This window comes from Arthrobacter sp. TB 23 (assembly GCF_000294595.1).
Taxonomy (GTDB): Bacteria; Actinomycetota; Actinomycetes; order Actinomycetales; family Micrococcaceae; genus Arthrobacter_D.
The window spans coordinates 1-15,422 of sequence record NZ_ALPM01000030.1 but is presented as its reverse complement, the minus strand read 5'-3'; the positions used below and the strand labels follow the sequence as shown (position 1 = coordinate 15,422).

At 64.2% G+C, this 15,422-nt stretch carries 18 protein-coding genes; 14 read left to right on the top strand and 4 right to left on the bottom strand.

What is annotated here, in order from left to right:
- Positions 1–398, top strand: a 398-nt coding sequence (locus B384_RS0103980) for a LacI family DNA-binding transcriptional regulator (protein WP_019481851.1), incomplete at its 5' end; no start/stop codon positions are given.
- On the opposite strand, the gene B384_RS0103975 is transcribed toward B384_RS0103980, so the two are convergent.
- The 3 genes from B384_RS0103975 to B384_RS17650 form a co-directional block, all read right to left on the bottom strand.
- Positions 335–2,515, bottom strand: coding sequence for a S9 family peptidase (locus tag B384_RS0103975; protein WP_019481850.1), 2,181 nt, complete (start codon positions 2,513–2,515; stop codon positions 335–337). The two genes, B384_RS0103980 and B384_RS0103975, sit on opposite strands and share 64 nt — an antisense overlap.
- A 66-nt stretch (positions 2,516–2,581) precedes the next feature.
- Positions 2,582–3,289: a hypothetical protein gene (locus B384_RS0103970; RefSeq protein ID WP_019481849.1), complete on the bottom strand. Its 708-nt coding sequence runs from the start codon at positions 3,287–3,289 to the stop codon at positions 2,582–2,584.
- Positions 3,290–3,311: 22 nt separating this feature from the next.
- Positions 3,312–3,578: a PadR family transcriptional regulator gene (locus B384_RS17650; protein ID WP_443110849.1), complete on the bottom strand. Its 267-nt coding sequence runs from the start codon at positions 3,576–3,578 to the stop codon at positions 3,312–3,314.
- A gap of 260 nt (positions 3,579–3,838) precedes the next feature.
- Between B384_RS17650 and paaA the strand changes: the two genes are divergently transcribed.
- From paaA to B384_RS0103915, 10 genes are all read left to right on the top strand, one after another.
- Positions 3,839–4,852 (top strand): 1,2-phenylacetyl-CoA epoxidase subunit PaaA, encoded by a 1,014-nt coding sequence (gene paaA, locus B384_RS0103960; RefSeq protein WP_019481848.1) that lies wholly within the window; start codon positions 3,839–3,841, stop codon positions 4,850–4,852.
- A complete protein-coding gene (gene paaB, locus B384_RS20465; RefSeq protein ID WP_019481847.1) occupies positions 4,853–5,200 on the top strand; it encodes a 1,2-phenylacetyl-CoA epoxidase subunit PaaB in 348 nt (115 codons plus the stop codon).
- Positions 5,197–6,021: a 1,2-phenylacetyl-CoA epoxidase subunit PaaC gene (gene paaC / locus B384_RS0103950; RefSeq protein WP_019481846.1), complete on the top strand. Its 825-nt coding sequence runs from the start codon at positions 5,197–5,199 to the stop codon at positions 6,019–6,021. The genes paaB and paaC overlap by 4 nt, the downstream gene beginning before the upstream one ends.
- A gap of 14 nt (positions 6,022–6,035) precedes the next feature.
- On the top strand, positions 6,036–6,575 hold the full coding sequence (gene paaD, locus B384_RS0103945) for a 1,2-phenylacetyl-CoA epoxidase subunit PaaD (RefSeq protein WP_019481845.1): 540 nt from the start codon (positions 6,036–6,038) through the stop codon (positions 6,573–6,575).
- Positions 6,576–7,748, top strand: a complete 1,173-nt coding sequence (gene paaE, locus B384_RS0103940; protein ID WP_019481844.1) for a 1,2-phenylacetyl-CoA epoxidase subunit PaaE — start codon at positions 6,576–6,578, stop codon at positions 7,746–7,748. It abuts the gene before it with no gap.
- A 107-nt stretch (positions 7,749–7,855) separates the two neighbouring features.
- Complete coding sequence (locus B384_RS0103935; protein ID WP_019481843.1) at positions 7,856–8,677, top strand: DUF4397 domain-containing protein; 822 nt, start codon at positions 7,856–7,858, stop codon at positions 8,675–8,677.
- A 103-nt stretch (positions 8,678–8,780) separates the two neighbouring features.
- Positions 8,781–9,476: a class F sortase gene (locus tag B384_RS17645; RefSeq protein WP_019481842.1), complete on the top strand. Its 696-nt coding sequence runs from the start codon at positions 8,781–8,783 to the stop codon at positions 9,474–9,476.
- A gap of 81 nt (positions 9,477–9,557) precedes the next feature.
- A complete protein-coding gene (locus tag B384_RS0103925) occupies positions 9,558–10,127 on the top strand; it encodes an RNA polymerase sigma factor (RefSeq protein WP_019481841.1) in 570 nt (189 codons plus the stop codon).
- Positions 10,114–10,866: an anti-sigma factor domain-containing protein gene (locus B384_RS0103920; protein ID WP_019481840.1), complete on the top strand. Its 753-nt coding sequence runs from the start codon at positions 10,114–10,116 to the stop codon at positions 10,864–10,866. Before B384_RS0103925 ends, B384_RS0103920 begins: the two co-directional genes overlap by 14 nt.
- 42 nt (positions 10,867–10,908) lie before the next feature.
- A complete protein-coding gene (locus B384_RS0103915; protein WP_019481839.1) occupies positions 10,909–11,688 on the top strand; it encodes an enoyl-CoA hydratase/isomerase family protein in 780 nt (259 codons plus the stop codon).
- 272 nt (positions 11,689–11,960) lie between these two features.
- Here B384_RS0103915 and B384_RS0103910 read toward each other — a convergent pair whose 3' ends face one another.
- Positions 11,961–12,404 (bottom strand): Lrp/AsnC family transcriptional regulator, encoded by a 444-nt coding sequence (locus tag B384_RS0103910; RefSeq protein WP_019481838.1) that lies wholly within the window; start codon positions 12,402–12,404, stop codon positions 11,961–11,963.
- Between the two features lie 285 nt (positions 12,405–12,689).
- Here B384_RS0103910 and pdhA point away from each other — a divergent pair, with 285 nt between their 5' ends.
- The 3 genes from pdhA to B384_RS0103895 form a co-directional block, all read left to right on the top strand.
- A complete protein-coding gene (gene pdhA, locus B384_RS0103905) occupies positions 12,690–13,775 on the top strand; it encodes a pyruvate dehydrogenase (acetyl-transferring) E1 component subunit alpha (protein WP_237715224.1) in 1,086 nt (361 codons plus the stop codon).
- Positions 13,772–14,845, top strand: coding sequence for an alpha-ketoacid dehydrogenase subunit beta (locus B384_RS0103900; protein WP_019481836.1), 1,074 nt, complete (start codon positions 13,772–13,774; stop codon positions 14,843–14,845). The genes pdhA and B384_RS0103900 overlap by 4 nt, the downstream gene beginning before the upstream one ends.
- Positions 14,842–15,422, top strand: a 581-nt coding sequence (locus B384_RS0103895; protein ID WP_337459678.1) for a biotin/lipoyl-containing protein, incomplete at its 3' end; no start/stop codon positions are given. The genes B384_RS0103900 and B384_RS0103895, both read left to right, overlap by 4 nt.

Here is a 15,422-nt window from a genome sequence, read left to right as displayed (position 1 = left end):
CCGGGGCGGCGCCAAGCCCCGTCGAGTTCGCCGACTTCACCACCGTGGGCGCGGCCGAGGCGACCCGGCGGCTGCTCGACGCTGCCCCCGGCACCGACGCGATCTTCGCCGCGTCCGACCTGATGGCCGTCGGTGTGCTGGAGGTCCTGCGGTCCCGCGGGCTACGGGTACCCGACGACGTCGCCGTGGTGGGGTATGACAACCACAGCATTGCCGCCCTGGCGTCGCCGGCCCTGAGTACCATCACCCAGCCGATGGTGGAGATGGCAACCAAGGCCGGCGCCATGCTGCTCGAGGAGATTGAGGCTCCCGGCACTCACCCCGACCCGGTGGTCTACCCGGCGGAACTGGTGGTCCGGAGCTCCTCGGCACCAAGGGCCGCCGCCACGAAGGCGTAGTCCCAGGCGACATCCTTCCACCGCTCATACCGTCCGCTCGCACCGCCGTGGCCACCGTCCATCTCGGTCTTCAGCACAATCGGCTCGCTGCCCGTGGTGGTCTCGCGGAGCTTGGCCACCCATTTGGCGGGCTCCACATAGAGCACCCGGGTGTCGTTGAAGCTCGTCACCGCCGCGATCCGCGGGTACCGGGTCGCCTTGATGTTCTCGTAGGGGGTGTACTCCTTCATGTACTGATACACCGCGGGGTCGGTGATCGGGTTGCCCCATTCCTCCCACTCCAGTGCCGAGAGCGGCAGCTCGGGGTCGAGGATGGTGGTCAGTGCGTCGACGAACGGCACCTGTGCCACCACCGCCCTGTACAGGTCGGGTGCCAGATTGGTGATCGCGCCCATCAGCAGCCCGCCAGCGGACCCGCCCATTGCGGCGATCCTGCTGGGATCGACAAAGGGCGACGCCGCCACATGCCGGGTCGCATCGACAAAGTCGGTGAAGGTGTTCTTTTTGTTGAGCTTCTTGCCGCCCTCGTACCAGGTGCGGCCCATTTCTCCGCCGCCCCGGATATGCGCCACCACGAAGACGAACCCGCGGTCCAGCAGCGACAGCCGGGCGATCGAAAAGCCCGGGTCCATGCTGATTTCGTAGCTGCCGTAGGCGTAGACCAGTGCGGGGTTGGCGCCGTCGTCGGCGAGGTCGGCCCGGCGCAGGACGGACAGGGGGATCAGCGTGCCATCAGCCGCTGTGGCCCACTGCCGCTCCGCCGTGTAATCCTCCGGGCGGTAGCCGCCACGCACCTCGGTCTCCTTGCGCAGCAGCAGGCTTCCGGTGTCGAGGACATAGTCGTAGACACGTGGGGGAGTGAAGAAGGAGGTGTAGGAGAGCCTGATGATCGGCGAATCGAACTCGGCGTCGGCCAGGTGGCAGGTGAAGAGCTCTTCATCGAACCTTGGCTCCTCGGGGGCGGGCTGGTCGGCCGCGCCGAGCCCGGCGAGCGGGAGTACCTGGACACGTTCGATAGTGTCCTTGCGGACCGAGACGATCAGGTGGGTGGAGGTGACGGCGACGCCGCCCACCCGGACGGCGTCGTCGTGCGCCACCACCGTGTTCCACCGCTGGTCGGAGAGTGGCTTGGCGAACTCGGACTCCGCGGCCAGGCTGACCATTGAGTTCCGGGCATTCCGGTTGTGCGTGAGCACATAGTGGCGCTCGCCGTCGACCGTTACCGGATCGGCCTCGTAGAGGACCTTTTCACTGCGCGGAATCAGGGTGAGCAGGCCGGCTGACTGGTTGGTCAGGTCCAGCACACGGTACTCGCTGTACTCGGAGCAACCGATGCCGATGAGCAGTTGGGTCCGGTCGGCTGACAGGTCGAAGCCGGTCCACATGGCGACGTCGTCCTCCTGATAGACCACCGTGTCCTGCTCCACCGGGGTGCCGAGCGTATGGGACCTGACCTGGTAGGGGCGCCAGGAATCGTCGACCACCGTGTAAAACACCTGGGTGCCGTCGGGGGAGAAGGCCAGCCCGTAGAAGATGTTCGGCACCACGTCGGGAAGCAGATCACCGGTACGCAGATCCTTGATCCGCAGGGTGAAACGCTCGTCGCCCGCGTTGTCTTCGCAATAGGCCAGGAGGTTCCCGTCCTCGGTAACCGCCAGCCCGCCAAGGGAGAAGAAGGGCTTCCCTTCGGCCTCCGCGTTTCCGTCCAGCATCACCTGTTCGCCCTCAATCGGCTTGCCGGGGACAATCTCCGGTGGCGTCCAGTCGCTGGCGAGATCACCAGTGTCAGTGGCGGCGACCCGGCAGTTGATGGCGTACTGCTTGCCCTCCTCAGTGCGGGCATAATACCACCAGCCCTTCTTGCGGGACGGCACGGACAGATCGGTTTCCTGCGTCCGGTTCTTGATCTCGGTGAAGATGTCCTGCCGGAGCTGTTCCTGGCCAGCGGTCACGGCGTCGGTGTACCTGTTCTCGGCCGTGAGGTGGGCGAGGACCTCGGGGCTTTCCTTTTCCCGCAGCCACTCGTATTCGTCCACGAAGGTATCCGAGTGGTGGGTGCGTTCCGTCGGCACCTTTTTGGCAACGGGAGGGGCGGGGAAGTGCGTCTCTGCAGTCATGGAAACCATCCTGCCAGAGAGTCAGGCGTGCAGGTTTCAGCTGGTCCGGGCGCTGGAATAGCTGAGCTACGCGGCCAGGAAAGCCCCGACTGTGAATATCGCTGCTCCGATGGCCATCAGCCACGGAGCCAAAGCGACCATCACGCGCTCTACCGCACCGTCTTTGTCGTCGGTCGACGCCGCATTGGGTGGCGTGATGACCCCCTCGCTGTTGTTGATCGCCGCTCGGGTCCAGAATCCGGCACCCACTAGAAGGACTCCAGTGATTGTTGCTACTGCGCCCGCGTTGGCTTCCAGCTCGGGAAGGTCAAGCAGCAGAGGGAGGAGCGAGGCGAGGATACCAAGACCAACGACAGCCATCCAGATCGCCAGAAGCCACCACCACTGCTTCACCAACCGAAAGATGTTCTTCACGATCAGCACCATGGATACCCCGAGGACGAGGAACAGTGCGAATTCGGTGCCGGTGAACCTCACCGGCTGTCCCTGTGCGACTGCGGCGATGGCAGGCAGGTAATGCATCAGACCGAAGATTCCGAGCAGAGCCGGCAGCAGCACCGGTGGAAGGCTCTCGTCCGGAGTGTCGGCGAACTCCAGAGCCTGGGCGTAGTCAACTGGGCTCCCAAACGCCTCCTCAGCTGATTCCCCGCTGTCGGCGAGGTGGGATTCGACTGATGCCTTGGCGTCGCCGATGTCCCGTCCGCCGACTCCGCGGTGCGAGAGCTCGAGGACAAAATCCGTCAGCCACTGCTGGTCTTTTTTGGTGTCGGTCACGGGGTGTCTCCGTTCAGATGGGTCAGTGTCCGGGTGGTGAAGGCCTGCCACTCGGCGGTCTGCCGNGAGCCAGTTCGGAGCGGCCGGCGTCGGTGAGTGAGAAGTATTTACGGCCCGGGCCGCCGTCGCCCGCTTTCCATTCGGTGGTGACCAGGTCGGCCGACTCGAATCGGGTGAGGAGCGGGTAGAGCGTGCCACCCTTGATCGAGCCGAGTCCCGCTTTCTCCAGCGCCGTGGCGATCGCGTACCCGTAGGTGGGTCCGGCCTCCAGGACCTTGAGGACGCTCATGCCTAAGGCTCCCCTCATCCACTCGCTGGGCCATTGTCTGTCGCTCATGACTACATAGTTGCACTAACTAGTCAGCCTGTCTACCTAGTCCAGCACACCCGAGCGCGGAGAGGCACAGTGGGTGGCGCCGCGGGTGGGGGCGGCAGGCTGACGGTGGCTGTTGACTGTCCGGCCACCCTCCCGATATCCTGAACGAACGGTCGGTAATTAATTTGCGGCCGACCCCGCGTACTTTTGACGCTCACAGTGAGGTGACCACCATGGCAACAGCACCAGCAGTTGACCAGATGCCGTCCGGGAACAGGTCCGAGGCAAGGACTGAATCCGAGGACGAGCGAGCTGGCCGGGAACAGTTTGAACGGCTCATCAGCGAGGACTCCCGCATCGAGCCCCGCGACTGGATGCCCGAGGCTTACCGGAAGACCCTCGCCCGACAGATCTCCCAGCACGCCCACTCCGAGATCATCGGCATGCAGCCTGAAGCCAACTGGATCTCCCGCGCACCGTCGCTGAAGCGCAAGGCCATCCTCATGGCCAAGGTCCAGGATGAGGCAGGCCATGGCCTGTACCTCTACTCGGCGGCCGAAACCCTCGGCACGCCAAGGGACAAGATGACCGAGGACCTCATTGCCGGCAAGGCCCGCTACTCAAGCATCTTCAACTATCCGGCCGTCACCTGGGCCGACATGGGTGCCATCGGCTGGCTGGTCGACGGCGCCGCAATCGCCAACCAGGTGCCCCTCTGCCGCGCCTCCTACGGGCCCTACGGCCGTGCCATGGTGCGGATTTGCAAGGAGGAATCCTTCCACCAGCGCCAGGGCTTCGAGATCCTCCTGGAACTGGCCAACGGCACCCCCGCCCAGAAGGAAATGGCCCAGGACGCCGTCAACCGTTGGTACGCGCCGTCACTGATGATGTTCGGCCCACCCGACGACGATTCGCCGAACTCCAAGCAGTCGATGGCCTGGAACATCAAGCGGTTCTCCAACGACGAACTGCGCTCACGCTTTGTCGGCATGATGGTCGAGCAGGTGAAGGTGCTCGGCCTGACCCTCCCAGATGACGAGATCCGGTTCAACGAAGACACCCAGCAGTGGGAGCATGCCCCACTGGACTGGAACGAGTTCAAGGAAGTCCTCGCCGGTCGGGGGCCCTGCAATGCCCAGCGGATGGAACGCCGTCGGGAAGCCCACGAAGACGGCGCCTGGGTTCGCGAAGCAGCGGCAGCCTACGCCGACAAGCGGGCAGCAACAGCACAGCAGAAGGCGGCCTAGATGACCGGCGGTTCAACAACAGGCGACGACGGCTCGACAGCGCCGGCTCCATTGCCTCCCGAGAAACGCCAGCCCTGGCCTTTGTGGGAGGTGTTTGTGCGCTCATCACGCGGTCTGTCCCATGTGCACGCGGGTTCGCTGCACGCGCCCGACGCCGAAATGGCAGTCCGCAACGCCCGTGATCTGTACACCCGGCGTAACGAGGGTGTGAGCCTGTGGGTGGTGCCGGCGTCGTCAATTATTACCAGCGACCCTGATGCCAAGGGACAGTTCTTTGAATCCCCGCAAGGCAAGGATTACCGGCATGCCACGTACTACACAAAGAGCGATGGGGTGAAGCACCTGTGAGCGAATCGAACACCAGCGCCACCCGCATCACGCCGGGCAACGCGCTGCGCCCGGAGGACATTGCCGCATCGGACCTGAAGCCGAGCACCGACGTCGCGGAATATGCGCTGCGTCTCGGCGACGACTCGCTGATCCTTGCCCAGCGGCTGGGCTGGTGGATCTCGCGGGCACCGGAGCTGGAAGAGGACGTGGCCCTCGGCAACATTGCTCTGGACCTGATCGGTCATGCCCGTTCCTTCCTCAGCTACGCTGGCCACGGCCTGGACAAGACCGAGGACGATCTTGCCTACTTCCGGCGCGAACCGGAGTTCCGCTGCGCCCACCTGTTCGTGCAGCCGAACGGCGACTTCGCCCGCACCATCGCCCGCCAACTGGTGGTCTCGCACTACCAGTTCGAGCTGTACTCGCGGCTGATGCATTCGACCGATCCGACCCTCGCCGCCATCGCGGCGAAGGCCGTCAAAGAGGTGGATTACCACCGCGACCACAGCAGCCAGTGGGTTCTCCGCCTGGCCCTCGGCACCGACGAGTCGCGCCGCCGCATGATTGCCGGTCTCAAACTGACCTGGCCCTATGTGGAGGAACTGTTCGGCGACGACCAGCTCATCGACACGCTCGGCGACGCGGCAGTTCGCCCGAGCACGCTGCGCGCACCGGTTGATTCCCTTCTCGCCTCCCTGTTCGCTGAGGCCGAACTCGAGATTCCTGCGGTGCCTGCCGCGGTCGGCGGCGGACGCCACGGCAAACACAGCGAACATCTCGGCTATCTGCTCGCCGAAATGCAGGTACTCGCCCGCGAGCACCCCGGCGCCACCTGGTAACGGAGGCGACAACCGTGAGCATTGATACATCTGGAGTCAACACCAGTACCAACACCGCCCACCGGCCCGCCGGTGCCGAGGCCGGGAAGGTCTGGGACATCGCCGCCACTGTGGTGGACCCTGAGATCCCGGTCCTCACCATCGGGGATCTGGGGATCCTCCGCGAGGCGCAGATCGACGACGACGGCGCCATCACCGTAACCATTACTCCCACCTATTCGGGGTGCCCGGCTATGGATGCGATCCGCGACGACGTCACCAGCGCGCTCGCCGGCCACGGGTATCAGAACGTATCGGTCAAACTCACGCTCGCGCCGGCCTGGACCACCGACTGGATGACCAGCGCCGGCAAAGCGAAACTCGACGAGTACGGCATCGCCCCGCCCTCCGGGATGGCCGCGGCAGGCCCGGTCAGGGTGGGTCTCAGCGTGAAATGCCCCCAATGCTCCTCCCTGAATACCCGCGAACTCACCCGCTTCGGTTCCACCTCCTGCAAGGCGCTCTACGTCTGCAAGGACTGCAAGGAACCCTTCGACTACTTCAAGGTGCTCTAAATGGCCGTCAAGCTAGCCCCATCCACCCAGCGCCGTACGGCCTTCAACGAGCTCACCGTCGCCGAGGTCCGGCGCCTCACCGGAGACGCCATCGAGGTGACCTTCGCCGTCCCCGACCACCTGGCCGACAAGTACAACTACCTCCCGGGCCAGTACGTGGCGCTACGCACCACGCTCGACGTCGACGGCGCCCCGGTGGAGGTGCGGCGCAGCTATTCCATCTGTGCCGAACCGGTGCCCGGCGAGATCCGGGTGGCCATCAAGAAGGATCTCGGTGGCGTGTTTTCCAGCTGGGCCAACGAGTCGCTGAAGGCCGGTGACCGGCTCGACGTGATGAGCCCCATGGGCCAGTTCATCTCGAAGCACGAGATGAACGAGCTCAACCGGCCCGAGGACCTGCAGGGAAATCTGGCTGTCGCCGGGGAAACAACTTTCGTCGCAGTGGCTGCCGGCTCAGGCATTACCCCGGTGATCGCCATCGCCCGAACAGTCCTCGCCGCGAACGCCTCCGTGCGTTTCGATTTGATTTACGCCAACAAGGCCGCCATGGACGTCATGTTCCTGGAGGAGCTCGCCGACCTGAAGGACCGCTATCCGGCCAGGTTCGCGCTGCACCATGTGCTGTCCCGCGAGCAGCGTATCTCCCCGCTGCTCAGCGGACGGATCGATGCGGACAAGCTGCAAAAACTGCTGGGCACCGTGATCCGGACCGACGACGTCGACGAATGGTTCCTCTGCGGCCCCTTTGAACTCGTCCAGCTGTGCCGCGACACCCTGGGGGAGCGCGGCGTCGCCCCCGAAAAGATCAGGTTTGAGCTTTTCTCGACCGGCGAACCCACCCGTCCCGAAGGCCAGATTGGCCGCCCCGTCCGTGCCGACGACGGCGGCGAGAACTTCACCATCTCGTTCAACCTCGACGGGTTGCAAGGCCAGGTCACCAGCCCCACCCACGCGCGGGAATCGATCCTCAACGCGGCGCTGCGGGTCCGGCCGGATGTGCCCTTTGCCTGCGCCGGCGGGGTCTGCGGTACCTGCCGTGCCAAGCTGGTCACCGGCACGGTTGAAATGGAAGAAAACTACGCGTTGGAGGCGGACGAAATAGAGAAGGGCTACGTCCTCACCTGCCAGTCCCGGCCGACCAGTGACGCAGTATCGGTCGACTACGACGCCTGAGTCTTTCCAGAAAATCTGCTCCTGCTGCATCCAAAGAGCCCCCGCCGACGGTAGTACCGGGTGTAAGCATCTGGTGGCCCACCCGGGCCCGAGTGAGGAGCAAGAAAATGCGAAAGAGTCTTTATGCAGTAGGTGCTGTCGCCGTGCTCGGCGCCGTCTCGGTTGCCGCCCCGGCGGTAGCCACCGAGACCGCCGATACGGCCTCATTGTCAGTTCTGCACGCTGTCCCCGATCTCACGGTCGACGTCTATGTCAACGGTGACCTGACCCTCGACGACTTTACCCCCGGTGAACTTGCCGGACCCCTGAACCTACCGGCAGGTGACTACGAGTTGGCTGTGACAGCTGCCGATGCCGCAGACGCCAGCGCACCGGTCATTGGTCCAGTGGCGGTGACCCTCGCGGCGGGTGGAAACTACACGGCCACGGCCAACCTCGATGCCGAGGGCGCCCCGACCGCCAACTTCTACACGAATGACGTTTCAGCGGTCGAGGCCGGACAGTCACGGCTGACCGTCCGCCATACCGCTGCCGCCCCAGCTGTCGACGTCCTCGCCGGCGACGCGGTAGTGGTTGAGAACCTCAGCAACCCGGACGAAGCGACCCTGACCACTGATCCAGGAACCATCTCCGCCTCGGTTGCTGCCACCGGAACCACTGATCCGGTCATCGGTCCAGCAGACCTGACCCTCGGCGAAGGCACCGCGACGATCGTCTATGCCTGGGGAAGCCTTGAGGACGGCAATCTCGCCCTCGCCACCCAGGTCATCGAGGGTTTGCATTCCGACCCCGCAGCTGTACCCGGTGCCCAGGCCGGTCCAGCTCAGGACAACACCGTAGCCATCATCGGAGCTGGGGCCCTCGGCCTGGTGCTCCTCTCGGGTGCAGCGGTCGCCGCACGGGTCCGGACCGCCCGCGCCGACAAATAAGCCAGTGTGGGCAGGGTGGGGCCCCTCTCGTTCCTTACCCTGCCCACCTGTCTGTCACCCTCTAAGCAGTCCGTTTGACCGGACCCGTTGAAAGCTCAAGCCGTTGCCCCGCAAATCCTGTCGTTCCGTAGCCGTCCTCCTGACCGCATCTTTTGGGCTGTTCGCTGGCGGGTGCGCCACGCCAGCTGCCCAGTCACCTACTCCTGACGCGCAGTCAGCCACCACCCCGGCCACCGCCCCCACCTCGGGATCGGCGACCGTGCAGGCACCGCCCGACGACGTCGACCTCCCGGCGAGCGACGTCGTCACCTCGGGGGTTGCCATCCGCCCGGCCACCGGCGCTCTGGCGGAGGCGACGCCGTCGCCCGTTTCACTGGATATCGCAGGCACCGACATCCAGGTCGGCGTCATCGACGTCGGGATTGAGGAGGACAACGAAATGGAAATACCGGAGAGCTTCTATGAGGCGGGCTGGTATCGCTATGGCCCGGCGCCGGGGTCAGCAGCGGGCAACGCCGTTCTCGCGGCCCACATCGACATTGGGACGGAAGTGATGCCCTTTACCCAGCTGAAGAACGTGCCGGTAGGCACCCTGATCACCGTCGGTCGCGAGAACGCGGAGCCGGTGCAATATGAAGTGACCGGCGTCAGACACGAGCCGAAGGCAACCCTGAACACCTCGGAAATTTTCCAGCGTGATGGGGAACATCAGCTGGTGATCATTACCTGCGGAGGAGACTGGCTAGTAGACAAGGATGATTATCAGGATAATGTTGTGCTGACGGCCTCCCCGCTCTGAACGGGTCAGAATGCAGCGACCCAGCGGAGAGGATGCCCAGCGGGGGGGATAAGAGACGCGGCCGCGGCGTAAGGAGAGTAGTTGACACCTCCAGGCCATGAGTGGACACCACAGCGCGACGTCGAATTCTCAGCGGGCGATGAGCACGCCCTCGCCCTTGCCTACCGAAGTTTTGCGCCACTGATTTTCACGGTGGCGCTTCGTTCACTGGGAGACCGGTCAGCAGCCGCCGATGTCACCCAGGAAGTATTTGTCAGGGCCTGGCGCTTTCGTTCAGGGTATAGCCCCGACGCGGGGAGCCTCCCTGCGTGGCTGCTTGGTATTAGCCGGAACCTGGTGTCCGATGCCCAGGCTGCCCGGCAAAAGATTGACAGCCTGGTGCAGCGGGTCCACACCGTCGGCGGTCCGAGGGAGCAGGAAAGGGGCGCCGACGAGATAGAGAGCGTCGCCAACCGGGTGGTGCTCAATTCAGAACTCGAACTTTTAGGCGAACCGCAGCAATCAATCCTTCGGCTCGCCTTCTACGAAGACTTAACGCACCAACAAATTTCTTCCCGGCTCGATTTGCCCCTCGGCACTGTCAAGAGCCATATTCGCCGAAGCCTCACCCAACTACGCAGCCGATTGGAGACCTGGAATGCAACACCTTGACCCGGGAACCCTCAGCATGGCTGCCCTGGACGAACCACTGGATACAGACTCGCAGGTTCACCTCGATGGGTGCGACGCGTGTGCCAGTGAGGTGCGGGAGCTGAACGGCGTGGTGCTTGCCGCTCGTGGCGATATCACCGCGGCGCCGCTGGAGTCGCCGGATTCGCAGGTGTGGGCTGCTATTCATCAGGAACTGGGCCTGCAGCCTGCACTCAGTACTGACCCTCTGACGTCGCCCTCCCCGGTTCAGGACGCCACTCCGGTCTCCGAGTTGTCACAGCTGCGGGCGGAAAAGCGGACCTTCACCCCGAAATTCCTGATCGCCGCCGTCACCGCCGGAGTCTTGACCGGTGCTGGAGCTGTGTGGGCGGTTCAGCAGGTGCGAGCGGAAGCCGCCCCGGATCTGGTTGCGCAAAGCCAGCTGGACCCGCTGGCTGGCTTCACCGCCGGGGGCAGCGCCAGTGTGTTTACGTCGGACGACGGCGTGCGCACCCTGCAGATCACCGTGACCGAGGATCAGGCCGACGGATATCAGGAAGTTTGGCTGATCGCACCAGACCTGCAGCAAATGTATAGTCTCGGTGTGATCGGGGGAGGCACCAGTTCACTGGTGATCCCCGACAACGTGGACCTTGTGGCCTTCCCGATCGTCGACGTCTCTGATGAGCCCCTCGACGGTGACCCGCTGCACTCAGGAGTGAGCGTCCTGCGTGGCACGCTGGAAGCCGAAGTCGGGTAGGTCACCGCTAGGCTGGAGGCACCAGACCGGAAGGCATTGACCATGATTGATCTGACCATTGAGAACAACGTCGCGGAAATTGTGCTCAACGCTCCAGCCAAACTCAACTCGCTCGATGAAGACGCACTCGGTGGCTTGTCCCGGGCCTACGACGAAGCGACCGCAGCCGCGGCCGACGGAACGGTGCGGGCACTGCTGCTGCGCGGCGAGGGCCGGGCGTTTTGCGCTGGACGCGATATTTCAAATGTCCATCCTGAGACCGACGACGCCGTCGCTTACCTGGAGGGGCTGGTGACACCCCTGCTCCAGAAGATGGCAGGCTTCCCCGCCCCGACGTTTGCGGCCGCCCATGGTGCCTGCCTCGGCGTCGGGCTCGGGCTGCTGGTCGCCACCGATGTGGTCTACGTCGCCGAAAACGCCAAACTCGGGTCACCGTTTGCCAATCTTGGAGCGACCCTCGACTCGGGCGGGCATTGGTTGTTCACCGAACGACTTGGCGCCCACCGCACCCTGGACCTGATTTATACGGCCGAGCTCATGAGTGGGGCTGACGCCGTCGCCGCCGGCCTGTTCAGCCGGGTCATGCCCGCCGAAGATCTGCTGCCGCGCACCCGCGAAACCGCCCAGCGGGTCGCCTCCGGTGCAACGGGGGCTTTCCGCGCCTCGAAGGAACTGGTAGCTGGCATCCGCGACCGGCGACTGGGGCTCTGGGAGTCAATCAGTGCGGAAAACGTTGCACAGGGCGAGTTGTGCCGCAGCGACGACTACGCGGAAGGGTTCACTGCCTTTCAGGAGAAGCGCAAACCCGTGTTCAATGGCTGACCGCCGCCCGCACGGAGAACGGTCCGGCCCCGGCGAGTGTGTTTGGATGCAAAAAGTTTATAACTTTTCGGGAAACATTTAGAAACAATGGCGAATTCAAAGTATTTTCCTGAGGCAATGACTTTTACTGGTGGTGTGGCCAAGGAGCGGTTTCGCAGCGTCTCATGGGGGAGGATGACATTCAGAACGGGATGTCACCACCAGTCAGAGACCGCCCCTTGGCCACACCACCCAGCGCCCCCGAGACACCCCGGGTTGCGCGCCTGCCCGGGTCAGCGAGTGTCAATGTCCTCGAACACCAGGAACGTCTGGGTGTCCATCACGCCTGGCATGGACTGCAGTTGATCGAAAATGACCCGGCGCAGCCCCACATTGTCTTCAGCCCGCACCAACAGAATGACGTCGAAGTCCCCGCCTACCAGTGCGATGTGGTGAATCTCAGGGACCAGCCGCAACTGTTCACGCAATTCCCGCCAGGCATGCTGTTGGACCTTGAGGGTCACGTAGGCGGATGACCGCAGTCCTGCCTTGATCGGGTCAATCAGCGCAGTGAACTTGGTCAGCACTCCCGAATCCGTGAGTCGGGCAATACGGGAGTAGGCGTGTGCACGGGAGATGTGCACCCTTTCCGCCACTACGGTGACCGACTGGCGGCCATCCCTGGTGAGCTCGGCAAGAATTCTCCGGTCCACCTCGTCCAACGGCTGATCCACCATTTTGTCTACACCTTTCCACGTAACGCAGCTCACATTTACAATCCGTCCACCAATTTGGGGACTAAATGAGCATCAGTCTGGAACTTTACCGTTTGGTGGATACGAATAGGAACCGAAGTTCATAATTGGATGACACAGCATCCAGTGCTCGGCGACATCCGGGTTCGCGGGATCAAGCTAACCGCCGCCCCAGTGGGCGGTATGACGGAGGCGGAGATGACCATCTCGAGCGGCAATAAACTCGCACACGGCACGGCAGACACCTCGGACCGACAGGACGCCGAAATGCTTCCCTCGGCGGTTCCTGTCCAATTGGTGGACCCGAACGGCGTCAAGGTCCCGAACGATTCCTACCCGTTTCCGGACAGCAGTCGTCTGCTGGGCGCGTACCAGAAACTGGTCATCGGCCGTCGCATCAACGATCAGGCCAATGCCCTGGTACGACAGGGCCGGATGGCTGTCTACCCTTCATCCCACGGCCAGGAGGCATGCCAGGTGGCGGCCGCCGTCGTCATCGATCGCCAGGACTGGCTGTTCCCCACCTACCGGGACACGGTCGCGGTGATCACCCGTGGTGTGGACCCGCTCGAAGTTCTCACGCTGCTGCGCGGTGACTGGCACTCCGGGTACGACCCGCTGGAGCACAAGGTCGCCACGCAGGCCACGCCCCTCGCGACCCAGCTACTCCATGCGGTCGGGGTCGCTCATGCGGCCAAATTGAAGGGCGAGGACACCGTGGTGCTTGCCCTGTGCGGCGACGGCGCCACCAGCGAAGGCGACTTCCACGAGGCCCTGAACTTCGCGGCGGTCTTCCACGTCCCGGTGGTCTTCCTCATCCAAAACAACGAGTACGCCATTTCGGTGCCCCTGAAGTCGCAAACCGTCGCGCCGTCGTTGGCGCATAAGGCGATCGGGTACGGGATGCCGGGCGAGCGAGTGGATGGCAACGACCTCGCCGCCCTGCTCTCAGTCCTCGGCGCGGCGGTTGACCGGGCGCGCGACGGCGGCGGCCCCTCCCTGGTCGAAGCTCACACCTACCGGATGCAGGCCCACACCAATGCCGATGACCCCTCCCGCTACCGTTCCCCGGACGATGTTCAGAAGTGGATCCCCAAGGATCCGCTGAGCCGGATGCGCACCTACCTGCGCGGGTTGAACCTGCTCGACGACGACGGCGAGACCCGCATTGCGGCGGACGCCGAGGCCATGGCGGCCACCCTCAGGGACGGACTCAATACGGATCCGGTGGTCGACCCTGACGATCTGTTCAACTATGTCTTCACGGAGAAGACGAGCCAGCTGCGCGAACAAGCCGAACTGTTGCGCGGGGAACTTAGCCGGGAACATTCCGCCGAGGAAGTGACACCATGACCGACACCACTGAACGCCTGCGGGACGACGCCACCACTGTGCAGGCGGAACGATCCACCGCCCAGCCGGTCACCTTCGCCAGGGCCCTCAACGCTGCGCTCGCCGATGCCATGGCTGCCGACTCATCGGTGGTGATGTTTGGTGAGGACGTTGGGGCGCTGGGTGGGGTCTTCAGGATCACCGACGGGCTCACCGCCCGGTTCGGCACGGACCGGTGCTTTGACACCCCCCTGGCCGAGGCCGGAATCATGGGGATGGCCGTCGGCATGGCGATGAACGGGATGCGCCCGGTGGTCGAAATGCAATTCGACGCGTTCGCCTACCCTGCCTTTGAACAGGTAGTCAGCCACGTCGCAAAAATGCCGAACCGCACCAAAGGCAAGGTCAAGCTACCGATCGTGATCCGCATCCCCTACGCAGGCGGCATTGGCGGAGTTGAACACCACTGCGACTCGTCGGAGTCCTACTATGCCCACACGCCTGGGTTGACGGTCCTGGCCCCGGCAACAGTCCGGGACGCCTACACCATGCTGCGTGAAGCCATCCGCTACCCGGACCCGGTCGTCTTCCTGGAACCGAAAAAACTGTACTGGTCCAAGGAGGTGCTGGATCTTGAGGAACTCCGGGAAAACTTCGAGTCCTCCTCCAGCGCACCGTCCATCGGCCGGGCAGTCGTTGCGCGGGCGGGTACCGACGCCACCCTGGTCGCCTATGGCCCCTCGGTACCCACGGCGATGGCCGCAGCGGCAGCCGCGGCGGAGGAGGGGCGTTCGCTGGAGGTTATCGACGTGCGCTCCATCGTCCCGTTCGACGACGAGACCGTGTGCGCCAGTGTCCGCAAGACCGGCCGGGCCGTGGTGATTGCTGAGGCGCCCGGGTTCGCCTCGGTCGCGGCAGAGATTGTTGCGCGCATCCAGGAACGCTGTTTCCACTCGCTGGCGGCCCCAGTTCGGCGTGTCACGGGGTTTGATGTCCCGTACCCATCGCCGAAGCTGGAACACTTCTTTCTACCAAGTGTTGACCGAATTCTGGACACCGTTGACGAACTGCAGTGGGAGGATCAGGCATGAGTGCTATGACCACCAGCGCACCCGCGCCGGGCACTGCCCTTCAGGTCTTCAACCTCCCCGATCTGGGCGAGGGACTTACCGAAGCGGAGCTGGTGAACTGGCTGGTTGCCGAGGGTGACGTCGTGGTGGTGGATCAGACCATCGCCGAGGTGGAAACCGCCAAATCCGTGGTTGAGGTGCCGTCACCCTTTGCCGGTGTGGTCGAGAAACTTCACGGTCGTGCCGGTGAAACCATCGACGTCGGCAAGCCACTCATCTCGGTGCGCCCTGCAGGCGCCCCCAGCGGGGCCGAGCCGACGGGCGAGGTGCCACCGACGGTCGCCGAGGAAACCTACCGCGAAGAAGAACGAGCCGGAATCACCCCGCCCGAACCCTCGGAGCCGGTTGAGGCTCCCGCTGCCGATGAAGGATCGGGCAACGTCCTGATCGGCTATGGCACCCCCGGCGGACTCACCTCCGGGCGCCGGCGGCGGCCAAAGCAGCAGACCGCTGCACCCTCGGGAACCGCCGCGACTGGTGCTGCGCCGCTCTTCATCTCACCGCTGGTCCGAAAACTGGCCCGTGATGCGGGCCTGGC

Coding starts and splice junctions, on each gene's coding strand:
- B384_RS0103975 (WP_019481850.1), bottom strand. CDS start 2,515: ATGACTGCAGAGACGCACTTCCCCGCCCCTCCCGTTGCCAAAAAGGTG.
- paaA (WP_019481848.1), top strand. CDS start 3,839: ATGGCAACAGCACCAGCAGTTGACCAGATGCCGTCCGGGAACAGGTCC.
- paaB (WP_019481847.1), top strand. CDS start 4,853: ATGACCGGCGGTTCAACAACAGGCGACGACGGCTCGACAGCGCCGGCT.
- paaE (WP_019481844.1), top strand. CDS start 6,576: ATGGCCGTCAAGCTAGCCCCATCCACCCAGCGCCGTACGGCCTTCAAC.
- B384_RS0103935 (WP_019481843.1), top strand. CDS start 7,856: ATGCGAAAGAGTCTTTATGCAGTAGGTGCTGTCGCCGTGCTCGGCGCC.
- B384_RS0103920 (WP_019481840.1), top strand. CDS start 10,114: ATGCAACACCTTGACCCGGGAACCCTCAGCATGGCTGCCCTGGACGAA.
- B384_RS0103915 (WP_019481839.1), top strand. CDS start 10,909: ATGATTGATCTGACCATTGAGAACAACGTCGCGGAAATTGTGCTCAAC.
- B384_RS0103910 (WP_019481838.1), bottom strand. CDS start 12,404: ATGGTGGATCAGCCGTTGGACGAGGTGGACCGGAGAATTCTTGCCGAG.
- pdhA (WP_237715224.1), top strand. CDS start 12,690: ATGCTTCCCTCGGCGGTTCCTGTCCAATTGGTGGACCCGAACGGCGTC.
- B384_RS0103900 (WP_019481836.1), top strand. CDS start 13,772: ATGACCGACACCACTGAACGCCTGCGGGACGACGCCACCACTGTGCAG.